Genomic DNA, 17,011 nt, shown 5'->3' with positions numbered 1-17,011 from the left:
TAGCGTTTCGTTAGGAAGGCATCACAACGCCGAAGTTCGACATGAACGTGATATATGAGAGATTGAAGGTTGCGGAAGCGCATGCCAAAGGAGAGCAGACGTGACGGAGATCGAAGAATTCAGCGGCAATGTCTATGCCGATCTCGGCATGGAGGATGCCGAAGAGTTGCTTGTAAAGGCCCAATTGGCAACTAAGATAGGCGAAATTGTCAAAGCCAGGAAATGGAGCCAGCAGCAGGCGGCCGAAGTGCTTGGTCTCACCCAACCGAAACTGTCGCTTATGCTGCGCGGACAGTTCAGGGGTATCAGTGAAGCGAAGATGCTCGAGTGCCTGACACGGCTCGGGCGCGATGTGAAGATTGTCGTCGGCCCTGCGCGCCGGAAGACGACGGCCGGTCGCGTCGCTGTGGTCTTTGCGGCATAGAATCGGAGTAGGACACTGGCACGCCTGTTCGTATTCATTGGCGGATTACTGGTATTGCTGCTGACCGCGGCACTGGTCGTCCCATATTTTGTCGACTGGGCAGGCTACAGGTCGTCCTTCGAACGCGAGGCATCCACGCTGCTCGGCCGTCCCGTGACCGTTGCAGGCAGCGCCAGTGCGCGGCTCCTGCCGTTTCCCTCAGTCACATTTTCCGACGTAAGAGTGGGCGACCCCGGCGTCGAACCTGTCATGACGATCGAGAAGTTTTCGATGGATGCGGAACTTGCGCCCTTCGTCCGCGGGCAGATTCTGATCTTCGACATGCGCATCGAAAAGCCGACAGCAAAGGTATCGATCGACAAGGACGGCGTCATCGACTGGGCCATACGTCCCCGAGCGCCGTTCCGTTCGGCCCAGGTCAGGCTCGAGGACATGCGCATCACCAACGGTTCCATTGTCATTCGGGATGCGTCGACCGGGACCACTCGCGCGATCCAGGGCCTCGACGCGTCATTGTCGGCATCCGACCTTTCCGGGCCATGGAAGTTCGATGGTACTCTGCTGTTCAACGGAGCCAAGACCGACATCTCTGCTTCCACGGGAGCAGTAAAGCCGGACGGTTCGCTGAATGTACGTGCACGCATCTCACCCGATCGCATACCGGCGGCGTTCGAAACCGACGGCGAGTTGACCGTCAATGAAGGTGTGCTCAAATATGCCGGGAACATCGACATCCGCTCGGCTGACCAGGTCGCGGTTGCCGAGGGAACCAGGACTGCCGGAAAAACCGAAAAGCCACTGCTTTCGAGCATTCGCGTCACCGGCCGGTTCGAGGCCGATCATGCGAAAATCAACGTCCCGGAATTCCGCATGGAACAGGGCACAGTCGACGATCCCTATATCGTCAATGGCAACGCACTTTTCGACTATGGCAGTGATCCTCGCTTTGAAATCAAGGCGGACGGACAGCAGGTCACTTTCAAGGACGAGCCCCAGGAGGCCAAAGGCACTGCTCCCGATGCGGCCACTGCGGCGGAGCGGCTGGGAGTCTTCCGGCGTCTGATGGATCAACTGCCCATTCCGACGGTTCCCGGCACCATCGATCTGAAACTTCCGGCGATTGTGGCGGGCGATACGACGATCCGTTCCGTGACGATCGATGCGGCGCCGGCCAACGGGGCGTGGCAGATCAATCAGGTCAAGGCGGAACTGCCGGGGAGAACCCAGTTCGAGGCCAAGGGTACATTGCAGGTTGGCGAAGGTTTCGGCTTTGACGGCCAGTTGCTCGTCGCTTCGCGTCAGCCCTCGGGGCTCGCCGCATGGCTGACGGATTCGGTCGATGAATCTATCCGGCGCTTGCCCGGTGCCGGTTTCTCCGCCGATGTCAGCCTGCACGACGAGTTGCAGAAGGTCGATAATCTTGAGCTGGCGCTTGGCGGTGCATCGCTCAAAGGTTGGCTGGTACGTAGTGCCAAGGGAGAGTCGCTGCCATTGACGCAGCTGACGCTTGAGGGCGGGGCGCTGGACGCCGATGCATTGGAGGCTTTCGCGGCCATCTTCGGCTACAATGGCACAACATCGGCCGGCGGCTCGCCGCAATTGCGCGGGGAGGATCTCGACGTTCAACTGAAGGCCGGGCCGGTCACCCATGACAGGATGGTCGCGGAAACGCTGGATACCGCCTTTCGTCTGAGGGACGGCGTTTTTGACATTGATCGCCTGACCATCGGCAACGTCGCGGGTACGACCATCACCGCCACCGGCAAACTCGAACCGTTCAGGCAGGAACCTTCGGGATCGATAGACTCGACGATCCTGTCCGACAACCTTGCTCCATTCCTTGCAGCAGTGACGGCGCGCTTCCCGGAGTTTCCGTTCATCAGGACCCTCAGCGCAAATGCCGCTCGCTTCCCCGGTTTGTTCGAAGAAACCCACCTGAATGTTCTCGCCAACACCGTGCACGGCAAAAACGGGTCAGAATTGTCATTGAGTGCCGCCGGAAAGACCGGCGGAATGAACGTGACACTTTCTGGCACGACCACGGAGAACACAGACAAGTTGCGTTCGCTGGAGCTGACGATGGATGCCCGCAGCGAACATGCCGAGGCGCTCATGGCACTTTTAGGGCTCCCTGCGCTGCCGCTCGGCATGGCTGGCGAGCTCGAAGCGGACCTTGCATTGAAGGGCAACGAGAACGAGGGCCTGCAGACGCAGCTTTCGCTCAAGTCCTCCGACGCTCAAGCGCTGCTCGACGGCAGTTTCAGAACCGTAGGCGGCGAACTCAGCGGCGAGGGCCGTGCGTCGATCAAGGCCGTGGACCTTGAACCCTACGTCGCGACGGCAGGCTATTCATTTCCGGGTTTCGGCAATGGAATGCCGGTGGACATGGCGAGCAGTTTCCAGTTTTCGAAGGGTAGGCTGACGCTACCCGATCTGAATGGCGACGTGAGCGGCACGAAAATCGCCGGTCGCCTCGGCTTCGATATCGAGAATGGCGTGCCTGCGGCCCAAGGCGATCTGACGCTGGCACAACTCGATCTTCCGTCATTGGCGCAATTCATGCTCGGTACGAGTGCGCTCGATACGGATGGCCGCAGCGCCTGGCCCAGTCAGAGTTTCGCTGCCGCACCGCTCTTTCCGGTCAGCTTCAATGTGAAGGTCAATGCGGCGCAAGCGCCTGCCGGTATCCTCGGCACGATCGGAAAATTCCAGACGAACGCCGTGTTGAAGGACGGCTCATTGCGCCTGGCGGACGCAAAGGGTGAACTCCTTGGCGGCGAGTTTCATGGCATGTTCGAGTTGCGCAACACCAGCGGCACCGGGCTTGCAACGGGGCAGTTCTCCCTCGACCGGACAAGTCTCGAGGCTCTCTACAAGCGCAATGACGAGCAGACACCGCTGAAGGGTCAGGCGAACATATCCGCGTCGGTCAACGCGACAGGCACGACCATTGCGGAGATGATGGAATCCATCGCCGGTTCAGGCGTTGTGTCCGTCGCCGATCTTGCCATCGATGCCATCAATCCTGATGCCTTGAAACCAATTCTCGGCGAAGCGGATGCGATGGAAGGTCCCGTCGACGCTGCCGCCGTAACCGCCACTATCGGACAACACCTTTACAACGGGACGTTCAATGCCGGAGCGGCAGAGTTCGCTTTCACCATTGCCGGCGGCATCGCGCGAACATCGACATTCCAGCTCCAGAGCGACGCCGCGACTCTCGGTGCTGATCTGCGCCTGAGTTTTCCGGATATGAGCGTCGCGTCGCAGGGGCGTCTCGCATTCGACCCGGGCAAGGCTGTCGTTGCGGGAGCGGATCCCGTCATCGAATTCACACTGGCTGGTCCAGCGGACAATCCAAAGCTGACACTGAATCGTCAGCCGCTCGAACAATTCCTGACGCAGCGCACGCTCGAGCGCGAGCAACAGCGCGTCGAAACGATGCAGGCGGCGCTTGTGGAAAAACAGCGCCTGCGCCGGGAAGTGCAACTCTACCAGGCTCGTGCAAACGAACGCGTGCGGCTTGCCGAAGAAGCCCGGCTCAGGGCGGAGCAGGAGGCGCGCGCCGCCGCTGAACGAGCCGAAGCGGAAAGGCGCGGGGCCGAGCAGCGTGCGGCCGACGAGAAGCGAGCGGCCGAGCAGCGCGCGGCGGACGAAAGGCGAGCGGCCGAAGATGCCGCGCGCAAGGCGATCGAGCAGTCGCAGCCCGCACCAGCCTCCGTCCCGGGCCCACAGGCACCGCCTGTCCAAGGTGGGACCGCACCGCCGGGCGTCGGCGCGTTGGACAAGCAGTCAGTGGACGAGTTCCTGAAGACGCTGGAGCCCCGGTCTGCGGTACCGAAGGTTCAGTAACGCAGACATCGACTGCTTATGCCTGGTTGTAGGCGTCCTTGATTTTCTGGATGTCGATTTTGTACATCTTCATCATCGCTGCCATGACACGGTCGGCTTTCGCCTGGTCCTTGTCCCGCAGCATCTCCGGAAGAATGGTCGGAACTATCTGCCAAGACAGGCCAAACTTGTCCTTGACCCAGCTGCAGGGCCGAATCTGCCCGCCATCGGCCGTCAGTTTTTCGGTCAGCCTATCGACCTCCTCCTGGGTTTCGCAAGCGATGGATAGCGAAATGCCCTCGGAAAACTGGAAGTCCGGCCCGCCATTCAGAGCGATATATTCCTGGCCTGCAAGCTGGAAAGTCGCGACGAGCAGTGAGCCTTCCTTGCTGCCTCCCTCTTTGCCCCAGTTGGTCGTGTTCAGGATTTTGCTGTCCTCGAAAATGGACATGTAAAAATCCATCGCCTCCGCGGCGTTTCCATTGAACCAGAGGCAGGGAGTGATCTTTTGTTTGGCAGGCATTGTTTTTCCTTTCATGAGGGCTGCAACTATCACTAGGACGAAGCAGGCGGCGCCGATCCGACACAGCGGGACGAAAATTTATCGTTCGGGATATTCATGAGTCGAAACAGGTGTCTGGACGCTTTTCCTGCTGTCGCTTCTCACCCAGTTCAACGCATAGATGCGAAGCGCCGATGACAGGTTGAAATTGCGATCCCGGCCTTCGTCGATCTCGGCGATCAAACCCGCAAGGGTCAATCCGCGGTCGGCGGCTATCGATGCAATGATTTCATAAAACGGGTCTTCGAGCGAGAAGCTCGTGCGGTGCCCGCGGATTGTAACGGAGCGCTTGCGGACGCTCACTTGCCGCCTGGCTCGTCTTCCGTGGCGGCATTCCTTGTTCCAAGGCGGTGATCGTCCAGAAAACGCGCGGTCTTGCGCTTGGCTTGCCGATCAAACTGCTTTTCGGCCTTGGTCCGTCCGGACAGGATCCTGTTTTCGGCGGCGGTTTTCTCCGCAGCCTCTTTGGCCTTGCGCTTTCTTACCAGTCGAAGGTTCACAAGCTCGGCCATGGCCGCGTCATTTCTTCTTGCGGAAAGAATCCAGCGATACCACGGAGGCGGTGGATTTGTCTCCGCTGCCGTCGGCGTCCTGCTTGTCATCGGCAGCCTTGACCGGTTTCTTAAGCGTCTTTGCCGGCGGCTTCGGCTTGGCGCCCGGCGTTGCGAGCTTCGGCTTATCGGCCTGGGGAATGGGGGCTATGCTTGTGATACCCTGGTCATTGTCGCCCACGGTCTCTTCCACCTCGACATCGAACTCAAGCTCGAAATTGACAGAAGGATCGTAAAATCCGCGAATCGCCGAGAAGGGCACGACCAGACGTTCGGGAACATCGCCAAAGGACAGTCCAACTTCGAACAGCGTGTCCGTAACCTGCAGGTCCCAGAACTGGTGTTGCAGGACGATCGTCATCTGTTCGGGATATTTTTCATGCAGGCGCGAGGATATGCGAACGCCCGCCGCACCAGTGAGAAACGTCACGAAGAAATGATGGTTGCCGGGCAGACCTGCCTTGGCGACTTCGCCAAGCACTTTCCGGATCACGCCGCGTAGCGCTTCCTGGGCAAGTATATCGTAGCGGATCATATCCTGTGGCATGCACTCTTTATCCCATGAATTTACCCCTCCCTGTCAAGCGGAGATGGCGGTCATCATCAACCATTATGGCCCATGGCTAGCGGAATTGCGACTGCTTGTCAGCCCACCGGATGAATTTAGCATTTCCCGCCGTAATGGAGGAACAGAAAGAGCGAAACTGGAAGCAAATTGGCGCAAATCCGACAACGTCAGCTGATGATGGCGAGCTCCGGCGCGCGGGATACTGTTTCGCCGATCTGCCCAGCATAGGCGCGCAGAAAGGTCTGGACAGCATTGCGTGCAGCGCGCTCAAGTTCCTCATCCGTAGGCGTTCCGCCAAACAGGGTGATCATCTGCAAATCTGCGGTGATCAAGGCGAGAAATTGCCGGGCAGCGAGATCGAAATCGTCGATCTTGAGCGCGCCCTTGTGGCTGAGCCGGGCAAAAAGTGCGCCCAGCGCCGCCCCGATCTTGCCGGGACCGTGCTGGCGCCATGTCGCAAAAAGGTGGGGGTAGCGCTCGCCTTCGGACTGTACGAGCTTGCGAAGAAACTTGCCGTCCTGATTGCACAGGCAGTTCTTGGTGAAACGAATGGCAAAAGCCGTCAGATCGTCCTCAAGGTGGTCGGGCTTGTCGGGAAACGTCGATAATATGGAGAAAAGCGTGGCGTTCGCACGATCCATGATATCCTCGACCACTGCCGTAAACAGAGTTTCCTTTTCGCGGTAGTGATTATATATCGTCTGGCGGGATACGCTTGCCTCTACCGCAATCTCGTCGATACTCGCCCCTGAAAACCCTTCGCGGCAGAAAACCTGCGCAGCAGCGTCCAATATGGAAATACGTTTGGCGCGTTGGCCGCGCTGGGTATGCCCGGTTGCCTTCGACTGTTCGCGATCTTTCATGACGAGAAGATAATGCGTCTTGACGTTTTAGACAATGGTGTCTAGTTTTGACGCGGGTGTCCAAGTTTGTTGACACGGCTTTTTTCGCCAGCCGAATGTGCTTTCCTCCCGATGTCGCGCACTCATGCTGGCTCCCGACAGTTAAACCTCTCCTGAGAGCGATGTGGCGCGAAGCAAGTCCCGTCGCGCCGTTTTTCTGAAAGATCACCACCATGACAAGCTCATTCTTTCGTACTGCCCTCATCCTTGGTCTCCTGACAGCCATCGGTCCCTTCGCGATCGACATGTATCTGCCGGCTATGCCATCGATCGGCCAGGATCTCGGTGCCAGCAACAATGCCGTGCAGATGAGCCTTCTCGCCTTCTTCATCCCGTTTGCAGTTGCCCAGCTCTTCTATGGGCCGATTTCTGATATGTGGGGCCGGAAGGCGCCGCTTTATATGGGCATAGGGCTGTTCGCGGTTGCCAGTATCGGCTGTGCGCTGGCAAGTGATGTTGAAACATTGATCGCCTTCCGCTTCCTGCAGGGTATCGGCGGCGCGGCCGGGATGGTTATTCCGCGTGCCATCGTTCGCGACATGCATACCGGCGTGCAGGCTGCACGGCTGATGTCACTGCTGATGCTCGTTTTCAGCATCTCGCCGATCCTCGCTCCGCTGACAGGCAGCGCCGTCATCGTCTTCTTTGGCTGGCGCGGCGTGTTCTGGGCGGTCATGATCGCAGCGTTTCTCGGCCTGATTCTTCTCTCAGCGCAGTTGAAAGAAACGCGGACGAAGGACGCGCGCTCGGAAAGCGGTCTGGGCAGTGCCATGGCAGCCTATCGCCTGCTGTTGAAGGATGGGAACTTCCTGACGCTCACCTTTATAGGCGGTCTTGGCCTCTCGAGCTTCCTGGTTTATCTCGCGAACTCGCCCTTCGTACTCATCGACCACTACGGTTTGACACCCACCCAGTACAGCTTCGCCTTCTCGGTCAATGCCGTGTCGTTCTTCGCTGTCTCGCAATTGACGGGCTGGCTCGGGGCCCGATACGGCCTCGTTCGCGTGATGCGCAATGCCGTCACCGGCTTTTCGCTATCCATGCTTGCCATGGTCCTGGTCATGAGCCTCGGCTTCAATCAACTGCCGGTCATGGCAACCTTCCTTTTCATTGGCTATGGCTTTCTTGGCCTTGTCCTGCCGACAACCGGCGTGCTTGCGCTCGAGGATCACGGGGAAATTGCCGGCACAGCCTCGGCTTTGATGGGCACGCTGCAATTCGTCACCGCCGCTCTCGCCATGGGTGTCGCTGGTCTGTTCTTTGACGGTACCGCCTTGCCAATGGCGGCGGGCATCGCGCTTTGCGCTACGGGTGCGTTGATCGTCACGCAAACCACCATTGCCCGCCGCAGGATCGTCGAGGTGGAAGCCGCGGCAGAATAGCGGGATTCTCATCGGATATTCGATAGGTGCGACGAACAAGGCCCGGTATGATCTCCCGGGCCTTTTTCTATTCCTTGGACCTTTCCGGAATGAAGTCGGTCCGCGCCAGAATTGGCAACAGATTGCGGTGATCGATGCCGCCTTGAGCTGTCAATTGCTCCCGCGGCAAATCGGCTGCGCCATGAACTCGGCCAGGACCGTGCGTTCATTCGCCTGGGCGCGAGAAAGATAATGCCACGCGTGCTCCGCCGCCACGGCCGAGACCGCGACGAATACTATCGTCGCGGTAACTAATGTGGTGGCGATCCGCACCTGCGGCCAGCACTCGATCATGGTTTTGAGCCGCGCTCGCCAAGCCGTAAAGAAGGTAACCAGCAGGGCCGTGAGCACGCAGCACATCGGCGTTCTTCAAGTGTGGGCTGAACAAGCGCAATCTGGCGCATGATACCGGCCATTGTTGCCGACCATGCCGCCTTTGCCATATGTCGGCCTCGGCCGTGCCCAGTCTACGAGATTGTAACGTGGGCCGGTCTCGTTCCGCCCTTTGGGCATGACATCGAGATAGCCATAGATGCCGAGGAACTGTTCGCCGCCACGGCTATAGGCCGAGTAGGTGTGATAAATCTGGCCGTCGTCATCCTTGTAGAAGATGCTTTCGCCGGACAAGTCCTCGAGCCCCGCATGCGTGTGGCGAAAATTGTAAAAGGCATTCTTCTCCGCGACTTCTTTCGGAGTGAAGGACACGTGGAAATCATAGTTGAAATCGCTGTGAAACGACGACACCCAGGGGAAGCGCCAGCCCATCGCCTTGCGCAGGGTTTCGATTTCGCCGACAGGGGCCCGCGCCACGGCGACGTAGGAGACATCATGGTTTTGAAGATGTTCCAGCAAGCCGTCCACATGGTCTACTTCAAGTGTGCAGCCAACGCATTGCTGTTCCTGGCCCGGGCCCATCATGAAGTGCTTGATGAATAGCTGACTTCGCCCGTCGAAGAGATCGGAGAGCGTCATTTTACCGGAGCGGCTATCGAAAACATACTCCTTCTCCACCTTGACCCAGGGCAGGGCCCGACGCTGTGCGCTCATCTCCTCCTGGGCGTGTGTGAAGGCCTTTTCGTTGGCGAGCAGCGCCACGCGTGCTTTCAACCACTCGTCGCGCGATACGATCTCATGTTGCATGGCTTCCTCCGTTTGCCGGATGCCTGGTTTCCCGCAAGGGTTCAATCCTGGGCCAGCAGTTCTTCGAGGCGATCGAAGGCGCCGTTCCAACCCATCCGATGACCATCGCAAGTCTCGGGCGTATCGAATTCGCTCTGCTGGAATGTCATCAGTGTCTTGCCGTTCTTGCCTTCGAAATCGATACTGACGATGGTCTGAAGGCCGGGCCTGCCATCTGCCTGGTCCCAGGCAAATGTGAATGCAAGGCGCTCGGCTGGGACGATTTCGCGATAGACCCCGCCATGCCACAGCTTCTCGCCGCTGGCCTTGCTGTCGAGGCAGGCACGCCATTTGCCGCCGATGCGCAAGTCGTTTTCGACATAGCTTGCCGGATAGTCACGCGGTCCGAGCCACTGCAACATGCGTTTCGGATCGGAGAAGGCGTCGAACACCAGCGCGGGCGGCGCATTGAAGAGGCGCGTTATAGTCAGAACACGACCGGCTGACGCGTTGGCTTCAATTTTTGTCTTGGCCATCATGGTCTCCATTTGTCTGAACCTCCTGCAAATACTCGTCGAGCCGGTCGAAGCTGGTCTCCCAGAAGCGCCGGTAATGTTCGAGCCAGTCTCGCACCTCCTTGAGGGGGGCGGCGTCGAGGCTGCAAGGACGCCATTGCGCCTCGCGGCCGCGAATGATCAATCCGGCCCGTTCGAGGACCTTGAGGTGCTTTGTCACCGCAGGACCAGACATGCGGAAGGGCTCGGCCAATTCCGTCACGGTCGTGGTGCCAAGCGCCAGACGCGCCAGGATCGCCCTGCGCGTTGGATCTGCAAGTGCCGAAAAAATGTTGTCGAGACGATCGGATGACATAGTAAACCAGTCAGTTATTTAACTTAAAGGTTTTATACGGCACAAATGAATAGACGTCAAGCCTGCGCGGGTACAGGGCGGGATATAAGGTGGACAATAGGAGGAGAGAAAGTGAAGGCTTCTGTTGCCAGGTGCCTTCGAACCCCGCCTAGAAGTGCGAACCCCTAGGACTTGATTTGAAGCTATCGCACCGCATTAAGCGGCGAGACGTGCTTCCGCATAGTTGTCGTTTGCAACTACTAGGTTAGCCCGATAACGGTGGTACAATGCCGGGCAAAAGTTCGATCTTTACACTCTTGTCGATCCTGTTTCGCCCCCGCCACAACGCAGCATTACCAGCTGAGCTGTGGTGGAGGCGCCGGGTACCGCCCCCGGGTCCAATGAGCTTATTACATCGTCCGTTTATCGCCATAGCTGGCCGAAGCCAGCAGGTCCTATATAGGGCTTGTTGAGATCAATTGAAAGGGTGGCCGATTGAAACAATGCTCCGATTGAAACAGTGCCCCGATTGAAACAGTGCCCCAATTTAAACAGTGCATTGACTTGCAACTGATGCTGGGGAATGTTCCACAGTGTCTAGAGAGTCATCGCTCATGCATCTGCCAGTCTGCGCGGTGTCAACATTGTCAGGAAGGTTGCCAATGCCAGGCATTGGACCTAGCAATCGGGGGATTTTTCGATGAGTGAGTATCTAAAGGATGTTCGTCATTACGATGCGGCCGCTGATGAGGCAATTGTCGCAAAGATCGTCAAACATCTCGGAATTGCCCTGCGCAACAGGGATTCGTCGCTTGTTTCTTGCACGGATCCGGACGAATTGCAGCGCGTTCGTACCAATTGGGTCGAAAAGAAGCTCGGCCTGACCGACGCCGCCAAGGCCGATGCGGCCATCGAATCCGTTTGTGCGGCGATGAAGGCGGACAATACCAAGAGCCGCGTTACCTTCTACTATCTTACCGCGAAAGCGCTCGGAGCGCTCGGCAAGCTCTGATCATCTGAAAGCGGAAATCCGGATTATCCCCGCTAGTCCCGGGGATTTTTCATCTGCGGAGCGAAAATTGCCGCCGCAGGACTGTGGATCACGCACAAGTTTAGGTGTTTCAGCGGGCGAATCTGCTAAAAGAAACCATGCGTGTCTATCTCGATCTCCTTCAGCATGTGCTTGACAACGGCGTCGATCGCGGCGACCGGACCGGCACCGGTACGCGTTCCCTTTTCGGGTATCAGATGCGTTTCGATCTGGCGGCTGGCTTTCCGGTCCTGACCACAAAGAAGCTGCATCTGAAATCCATCATCCATGAACTCCTCTGGTTCCTGAAGGGCGATACCAATATCGCCTACCTCAGGGAAAACGGCGTCACCATCTGGGATGAGTGGGCCGACGAGAATGGCGATCTTGGTCCGGTTTACGGCGCGCAGTGGCGTTCATGGCCGGCTCCTGACGGTCGGCATATCGACCAGATCGCGAATCTTTTGAATCAGATACGCGCGAATCCTCAATCAAGACGTTTGATCGTTTCGGCGTGGAATCCGGCGCTGGTGGATGAGATGGCGCTGCCGCCCTGCCACTGCCTGTTCCAGTTCTACGTGGCGAATGGCAAGCTGTCCTGCCAGATGTACCAGCGCTCGGCTGACATTTTCCTCGGGGTGCCGTTCAATATCGCATCGTACGCGCTATTGACGATGATGGTGGCGCAGGTCTCCGGCCTCAAGCCGGGCGATTTCGTTCACACGCTCGGCGATGCCCACATCTATTCCAATCATTTCGAGCAGGCGCGGCAGCAATTGATGCGCACACCCGGCCCATTGCCAACGATGCGGATCAATCCGGATGTCGCCGATATCTTTGATTTCAAGTACGACGATTTCCAGCTGATTGACTATGTAGCCGAACCGAACATCAAGGCGCCAATCGCGGTATAGATGCAGCGCACCGGATTATTGATGGCCGAAATAGGCGTCCGACACAGTTTCCGCGTCGCCTTCCATCTTGATCTTGCCGTGTTCGAGCCAGACGATGCGGGTGCAATTCTTGACCAGCAGTTCTTTCGAGTGACTGGCGATGATGAGTATCTTGGTCTTGTTGACAAGCTCGTGCAGGCGCTCGTTCGCCTTGTGCTGAAACCTTTCATCGCCTGCTGCCAGCCACTCATCCATGATGAGAATTTCGGGCTGGATGACGGTCGAGATCGAAAATGCCAGCCGAAGTTGCATACCCGTCGAAAATGTCCTTACCGGCATGTCGAGGAAGTTACCGAGCTCCGAGAATTCCTCGATTTCAGCCTGTTTCTCGGCCATCTCGCGCCGCGTGAAGCCGAGAAGGGCGCCCCGGATCCTGATGTTTTCCCGACCTGTCGCTTCTGGGTCTATCCCCAGGGAAATATTGATCAGTGAGGTACATTTTCCGTTGATCGAAATCTGGCCGCCGGAGGGATAATAGACACCGCTCATGACCCGCAGGAGAGTTGTCTTCCCCGAACCATTGTGACCTATCAGTCCCAGCCGGTCGCCGTCTTTGAGAGACAGGTTGATCGCCTCCAACCCTCGGATGACGACGTGTCCTTCAGCGTTCGATCCGATGGTGCCTCCGGTCGCCAGGCTGATCACCTGGTTCTTGAGAGACCTGCTTTTTGCATTGTAGATGGGGAAATCTACAGTGACGTTTTCGAGAATCATTGAAGTCATGATCACCTTCGCGAATTCGTTTTGGGCCGTTTTTATAACCAATAGGTAACGCGTGAGCGAAAGCGGTTGAGAAAGAGCAGGGCTATGGTCCATCCGACAATGGCCATGACGACGACGACGCCCCAGTTGAGCAGAGTACCCGTGCCGCCAAGCAGGGGTTCTCTGATCACGCTGATGAGATGATAGAACGGATTGAAGTCGAGGATCAGAATGGACTTGTCGGTTGGCAGTTGATGAGGCTGCCACATGATGGGGGTAACATAGAGTCCAACTTGCATGATGTTCTGGATGATTTGGGTCAGATCGCGGTAGCGGGTGCATATCACGGACAGAAACGTCATCATCCACAATAGATTGAGCGAGACCAGGAGGAACGCGGGGATGACGAGCAACGCGTTGAAGTTGATGAACTTACCGAAAATCAGAAGAACAACCGGGAAGATAACGAGATTATGAAAAAGTATGATCGAGTTTCTCCACCATGTCCTCAGAACATAGGTAAAAAACGGCAACGGGAGTTGAAGCATTGTCTCCGTATTGGATATGAAGCTCAAGCACCCCTCGTTGATCAATTGGGAGTAGTAGCCCCATACAATGAGGCCCACACAGATAAACGGCAGGAATTCAGACATTGGTGACCTGAAAATGGTCCCGAAAATAAGACCCAGCGCACCGATGAGGACACCCATGTTGATGGTGAGCCAGAACGCGCCGACGGTCGATCGCCTGTAGCGCTGGGCCACGTCCTGCCAGCCAAGCAGCGCGGCAAGGCGGAAATTGCGAACCGCGGCCGCGACGTCTTCCCAGGCGGTTATTTTTTGGGACTTCGCTATGGTCATGGACGCGTGTCTTTCTGTCGTGGATCGTGACTTGCCGTTGCCGAGTGGTGGCCCCTTTATACCCGATGCCGCGGCGGTTCCATGCGGCATCCGGTTCCACCAGCAATGTTGGAGGGTGGCGGCAGCATGGAGGAGCGGTCTCGGGAAGCGACCAACCGGCTAAACTCAGCGTCGCCAGTTGACCTCAGGGCTGATCCGTTAAACAGCATGGGCTTTACTGTCAATCGACTGGCCTGCGGAACGCGGGCACATCAAAGGTTTGCGGGGCGATCGGCTCGATGATATTCGCATGTTGGCGATTGAACATCAGGCCTCTGCCGGATGTGGGTATCACCACTTTAGTTCTTGATCCGCAGCTTTGGCGATTGACGTACAGGCGCCGGATGTCATCTTGAGCGCAAGGCTGTCCGGGCTGTCGCAGGTCGAAGAGATCGGGCAAGAAGCAGGGGGGCGCAACGAATTTCGAAAATGGCGGTCTTGTTCAAATGATAAGTTTTGTTGTTGCGATCGCAGAAAATGGTGTTATCGGCCGTGAGAATGGCTTGCCGTGGCGGTTGTCCTCCGATCTGAAGCGGTTCAAGGCGACCACGATGGGCAAGCCCATCGTCATGGGGCGCAAGACGTGGGATTCGCTCGGCCGGCCGCTGCCAGGCCGTACCAATATCGTCATCACCCGCGACCCCGCCTTTTCCGTCGATGGCGTCATCGCGGCCCGTTCCATCGACCAGGCGCTGATGATCGCGGGGAGCCACGCCGGCGCGGACAAGGTCGACGAGATATGCATTATCGGCGGCGGCGATATTTTCCGCCAGGCGCTCAATCGGGCGGACAGGCTCTATGTTACCTGGGTTCTGGCCGAGATCGAAGGCGACGTCGTTTTTCCTCCCATCGATCCGAAGATCTGGGCCGAAACATCCAGCGAAGATTTTCCTGCGGGCGAGAAAGACAATTACCCAACGCGTTTTGTCGTCTATGAGCGCCGCTGAATTGATCCGCAGCCAAGGGATTGCCTTAAAATCTTGTGATGGAAGGTGCTAATCGTTCTGCTTTTTACCAATTCTGCTTGAAAAGCTGCGGTGCGCGTTGAAAGCGTGCCCCGCCATCCCTATAAACGGGACATCGTGTTAGCGGGAGGAAGCCACGGGGTGGCGCTTTCGTTCAAATTAAGAGGTAGGAATGCCCTGGAGTAATCAGAACGGCGGCGGCGGCCCATGGGGTGGCGGCGGTAATAATAGTGGCGGCGGTGGTCCCTGGGGCCAGAAGCCGCAAGGGGGCGGGGGCAAGAATCCTCCCGATCTCGAAGATATTTTCCGCCGTGGCCAAGACCGTTTACGCCAGGCGCTGCCGGGCGGTTCGGGCGGCAGCCCGGCTATCTGGGGTCTTGCCGCTCTGGCTGTCGTGGCCTTCTGGCTCTTCCAGTCCGTTTATACGGTCCAGCCCGACGAGCGCGCCGTGGAGTTGCGCTTCGGCAAGCCCAAGCCGGATATCGCCGAGCCCGGGCTGCATTTTCACTTCTGGCCGATCGAATCCTACGAAAAGGTCGAGATCGTCGAGAAGCAGAAGAATATTGGCGGCCAGGGTGCTCGCGGTGCCAAGGAAGGCCTGATGCTTTCCGGTGACCAGAATATCGTCGATGTTCAGTTCTCGGTGCTTTATCGCGTTTCCGATCCGGTAGCCTATCTGTTCCACGTCGAAAATCCGGAAAACCTGGTCCAGCAGGTTTCGGAAAGCGCGATGCGCGAGATCGTCGGCCGCAGTCCCGCCCAGGATATCTTCCGTGACAACCGCGCAGGCATCGCCAATGACGTGCGCGGCATCATCCAGAAGACATTGGACGACTATGGCGCCGGCATCGCGATCAACGCCCTGTCAATCGAAGACGCAGCGCCGCCGCGCGAAGTGGCGGATGCCTTCGATGAAGTGCAGAGGGCCGAGCAGGACGAAGACCGTTTCGTTGAGGAGTCCAACCAATATTCCAACCAGAAGCTCGGTCAGGCTCGCGGTGAGGGCGCGCAGATTCGCGAGGATGCGGCTGCATACAAGAACCGTATCGTCCAGGAAGCGGAAGGTGAGGCCCAGCGCTTCACCTCGGTCTATGACCAGTATGTCAAGGCGCCGGAGGTTACGCGCAAGCGTCTCTTCCTTGAAACGATGGAGCGTGTGCTGAAGGATTCGAACAAGGTGATCGTCGATCAAAGCGGACAGGGTGTCGTGCCTTATCTTCCGCTGCCGGGGTTGACCGGCAAACCTGCCCCTGCCACCGCCGCAGAGGGGACAAAGCAATGAACCAGAATCGTGTTCCGCTTATCGTTGGTCTCATCGCGTTCCTCGCCTTGCTGACCTATTCGTCCCTCTTCGTCGTCAGGGCGGGCCAGCAGGCCATTGTCCTCAGGTTTGGTGAAATCGTCGATGTGAAGTCTGATCCTGGCATCTATTTCAAGCTGCCTTTCGGCTTCCTTGAAGCCGATAATGTCCAGATGATCGAAGATCGTCTCCTCAGCTTCGAACTCGACAATATCCGCGTTCAGGTTTCGGGCGGCAAGTTCTACGAAGTCGATGCGTTCCTCGTCTATCAGATCACGGATCCCCGCAAGTTCCGCCAGACCGTCTCGGGCGATATCACGCTGGCCGAAGCCCGGTTGCGTACGCGTCTCGATGCGGCGTTGCGTGGTGTCTATGGTTTGCGCGGCTTTGAGGCTGCCCTGTCTGACGAGCGCGCCGGAATGATGAACGAAGTGCGCGAGCAGCTGCGTCCGGATGCGGAATCGCTCGGCCTGCAGATCACCGACGTGCGGATCCGCCGGACGGACCTGACGCAGGAAGTGTCCCAGCAGACCTTCGACCGCATGAAGGCAGAACGTCTGGCGGAAGCCGAACGCCTGCGTGCACGCGGCCGGGAAGCTGCACAGCGTATCAAGGCCATCGCTGATCGCCAGGTTGTCGAAATCATCGCCGAGGCGCGCAAGGAATCGGAAATCGCAAGAGGTCAGGGTGAAGGCGAGCGCAGCCGCATCTTCGCCGACGTGTTCTCGAAGGATCCGGATTTCTTTGCCTTCTACCGCTCGATGACCGCCTATGGCACGGCGCTGGATAATACCGGAACGACGATGGTGCTTTCGCCCAATTCAGAGTTCTTCCGTTACTTCCAGGACTCGAATGGCCAGTTGCCGCCGGTCAGCGGTACGACGCCTCCGGCCACAGCGACGCCCGATCCGGCATCGCCACCCGCCCCTCAATAG

At 57.9% G+C, this 17,011-nt stretch carries 19 protein-coding genes and 1 other RNA gene; 8 read left to right on the top strand and 12 right to left on the bottom strand.

Annotated elements, in window-relative coordinates:
- Window positions 1-100 precede the first annotated feature (100 nt).
- Window positions 101-424, top strand: a complete 324-nt coding sequence (locus tag CU100_RS18860; RefSeq protein WP_106718154.1) for a helix-turn-helix domain-containing protein — start codon at window positions 101-103, stop codon at window positions 422-424.
- A gap of 15 nt (window positions 425-439) precedes the next feature.
- Complete coding sequence (locus CU100_RS18855; RefSeq protein WP_342588322.1) at window positions 440-4,276, top strand: AsmA family protein; 3,837 nt, start codon at window positions 440-442, stop codon at window positions 4,274-4,276.
- A 16-nt stretch (window positions 4,277-4,292) separates the two neighbouring features.
- Here the strand turns inward: CU100_RS18855 and CU100_RS18850 are convergent, their stop codons facing one another.
- The 5 genes from CU100_RS18850 to CU100_RS18830 form a co-directional block, all read right to left on the bottom strand.
- Window positions 4,293-4,778, bottom strand: a complete 486-nt coding sequence (locus CU100_RS18850; protein WP_106718152.1) for a VOC family protein — start codon at window positions 4,776-4,778, stop codon at window positions 4,293-4,295.
- 78 nt (window positions 4,779-4,856) lie between these two features.
- Complete coding sequence (locus tag CU100_RS18845) at window positions 4,857-5,120, bottom strand: ribbon-helix-helix domain-containing protein (protein ID WP_106718151.1); 264 nt, start codon at window positions 5,118-5,120, stop codon at window positions 4,857-4,859.
- A complete protein-coding gene (locus CU100_RS18840; RefSeq protein WP_106718150.1) occupies window positions 5,117-5,329 on the bottom strand; it encodes a DUF4169 family protein in 213 nt (70 codons plus the stop codon). The genes CU100_RS18845 and CU100_RS18840 overlap by 4 nt, the downstream gene beginning before the upstream one ends.
- A gap of 7 nt (window positions 5,330-5,336) precedes the next feature.
- On the bottom strand, window positions 5,337-5,915 hold the full coding sequence (locus CU100_RS18835) for an SspB family protein (RefSeq protein WP_106718149.1): 579 nt from the start codon (window positions 5,913-5,915) through the stop codon (window positions 5,337-5,339).
- A 188-nt stretch (window positions 5,916-6,103) separates the two neighbouring features.
- A complete protein-coding gene (locus tag CU100_RS18830; RefSeq protein ID WP_106718148.1) occupies window positions 6,104-6,799 on the bottom strand; it encodes a TetR/AcrR family transcriptional regulator in 696 nt (231 codons plus the stop codon).
- Between the two features lie 212 nt (window positions 6,800-7,011).
- Here CU100_RS18830 and CU100_RS18825 point away from each other — a divergent pair, with 212 nt between their 5' ends.
- Window positions 7,012-8,220, top strand: a complete 1,209-nt coding sequence (locus CU100_RS18825; RefSeq protein WP_106718147.1) for a multidrug effflux MFS transporter — start codon at window positions 7,012-7,014, stop codon at window positions 8,218-8,220.
- A 150-nt stretch (window positions 8,221-8,370) separates the two neighbouring features.
- Here the strand turns inward: CU100_RS18825 and CU100_RS18820 are convergent, their stop codons facing one another.
- The 5 genes from CU100_RS18820 to ssrA all read right to left on the bottom strand — a co-directional run bounded on the left by CU100_RS18820 (window position 8,371) and on the right by ssrA (window position 10,716).
- Window positions 8,371-8,619 carry a hypothetical protein gene (locus CU100_RS18820; protein ID WP_106718146.1) on the bottom strand — a complete coding sequence of 83 codons (249 nt, stop codon included), beginning with the start codon at window positions 8,617-8,619 and terminating at the stop codon, window positions 8,371-8,373.
- A gap of 9 nt (window positions 8,620-8,628) precedes the next feature.
- On the bottom strand, window positions 8,629-9,399 hold the full coding sequence (locus tag CU100_RS18815; RefSeq protein WP_106718145.1) for a DUF899 domain-containing protein: 771 nt from the start codon (window positions 9,397-9,399) through the stop codon (window positions 8,629-8,631).
- A 41-nt stretch (window positions 9,400-9,440) separates the two neighbouring features.
- Window positions 9,441-9,926, bottom strand: coding sequence for an SRPBCC family protein (locus tag CU100_RS18810; protein WP_245419129.1), 486 nt, complete (start codon window positions 9,924-9,926; stop codon window positions 9,441-9,443).
- Complete coding sequence (locus tag CU100_RS18805; RefSeq protein WP_106718143.1) at window positions 9,895-10,248, bottom strand: ArsR/SmtB family transcription factor; 354 nt, start codon at window positions 10,246-10,248, stop codon at window positions 9,895-9,897. Before CU100_RS18805 ends, CU100_RS18810 begins: the two co-directional genes overlap by 32 nt.
- 110 nt (window positions 10,249-10,358) lie before the next feature.
- Window positions 10,359-10,716, bottom strand: a transfer-messenger RNA (tmRNA) gene (gene ssrA / locus CU100_RS18800).
- Between the two features lie 211 nt (window positions 10,717-10,927).
- Between ssrA and CU100_RS18795 the strand changes: the two genes are divergently transcribed.
- Together CU100_RS18795 and CU100_RS18790 are read left to right on the top strand one after the other, a co-directional pair.
- Window positions 10,928-11,239: a DUF2853 family protein gene (locus CU100_RS18795; RefSeq protein WP_106718142.1), complete on the top strand. Its 312-nt coding sequence runs from the start codon at window positions 10,928-10,930 to the stop codon at window positions 11,237-11,239.
- Window positions 11,240-11,376: 137 nt separating this feature from the next.
- A complete protein-coding gene (locus CU100_RS18790; RefSeq protein WP_106718141.1) occupies window positions 11,377-12,171 on the top strand; it encodes a thymidylate synthase in 795 nt (264 codons plus the stop codon).
- 15 nt (window positions 12,172-12,186) lie between these two features.
- Here CU100_RS18790 and CU100_RS18785 read toward each other — a convergent pair whose 3' ends face one another.
- Together CU100_RS18785 and CU100_RS18780 are read right to left on the bottom strand one after the other, a co-directional pair.
- Complete coding sequence (locus CU100_RS18785; RefSeq protein WP_106718140.1) at window positions 12,187-12,933, bottom strand: ABC transporter ATP-binding protein; 747 nt, start codon at window positions 12,931-12,933, stop codon at window positions 12,187-12,189.
- Window positions 12,934-12,965: 32 nt separating this feature from the next.
- Window positions 12,966-13,862: an ABC transporter permease gene (locus CU100_RS18780; protein ID WP_245419128.1), complete on the bottom strand. Its 897-nt coding sequence runs from the start codon at window positions 13,860-13,862 to the stop codon at window positions 12,966-12,968.
- A 395-nt stretch (window positions 13,863-14,257) separates the two neighbouring features.
- On the opposite strand from CU100_RS18780, the gene CU100_RS18775 reads away from it, so the two are divergent.
- From CU100_RS18775 to hflC, 3 genes are all read left to right on the top strand, one after another.
- Complete coding sequence (locus CU100_RS18775; RefSeq protein WP_106718139.1) at window positions 14,258-14,758, top strand: dihydrofolate reductase; 501 nt, start codon at window positions 14,258-14,260, stop codon at window positions 14,756-14,758.
- 190 nt (window positions 14,759-14,948) lie between these two features.
- Window positions 14,949-16,058, top strand: a complete 1,110-nt coding sequence (gene hflK, locus CU100_RS18770) for an FtsH protease activity modulator HflK (RefSeq protein WP_106718138.1) — start codon at window positions 14,949-14,951, stop codon at window positions 16,056-16,058.
- Window positions 16,055-17,011, top strand: coding sequence for a protease modulator HflC (gene hflC / locus CU100_RS18765; protein ID WP_106718137.1), 957 nt, complete (start codon window positions 16,055-16,057; stop codon window positions 17,009-17,011). The genes hflK and hflC overlap by 4 nt, the downstream gene beginning before the upstream one ends.

Origin of the sequence: Phyllobacterium endophyticum, from assembly GCF_003010935.1 — a bacterium.
Lineage (GTDB): Bacteria > Pseudomonadota > Alphaproteobacteria > Rhizobiales > Rhizobiaceae > Phyllobacterium > Phyllobacterium endophyticum.
This window is presented reverse-complemented; position numbering and strand designations above follow the sequence as displayed.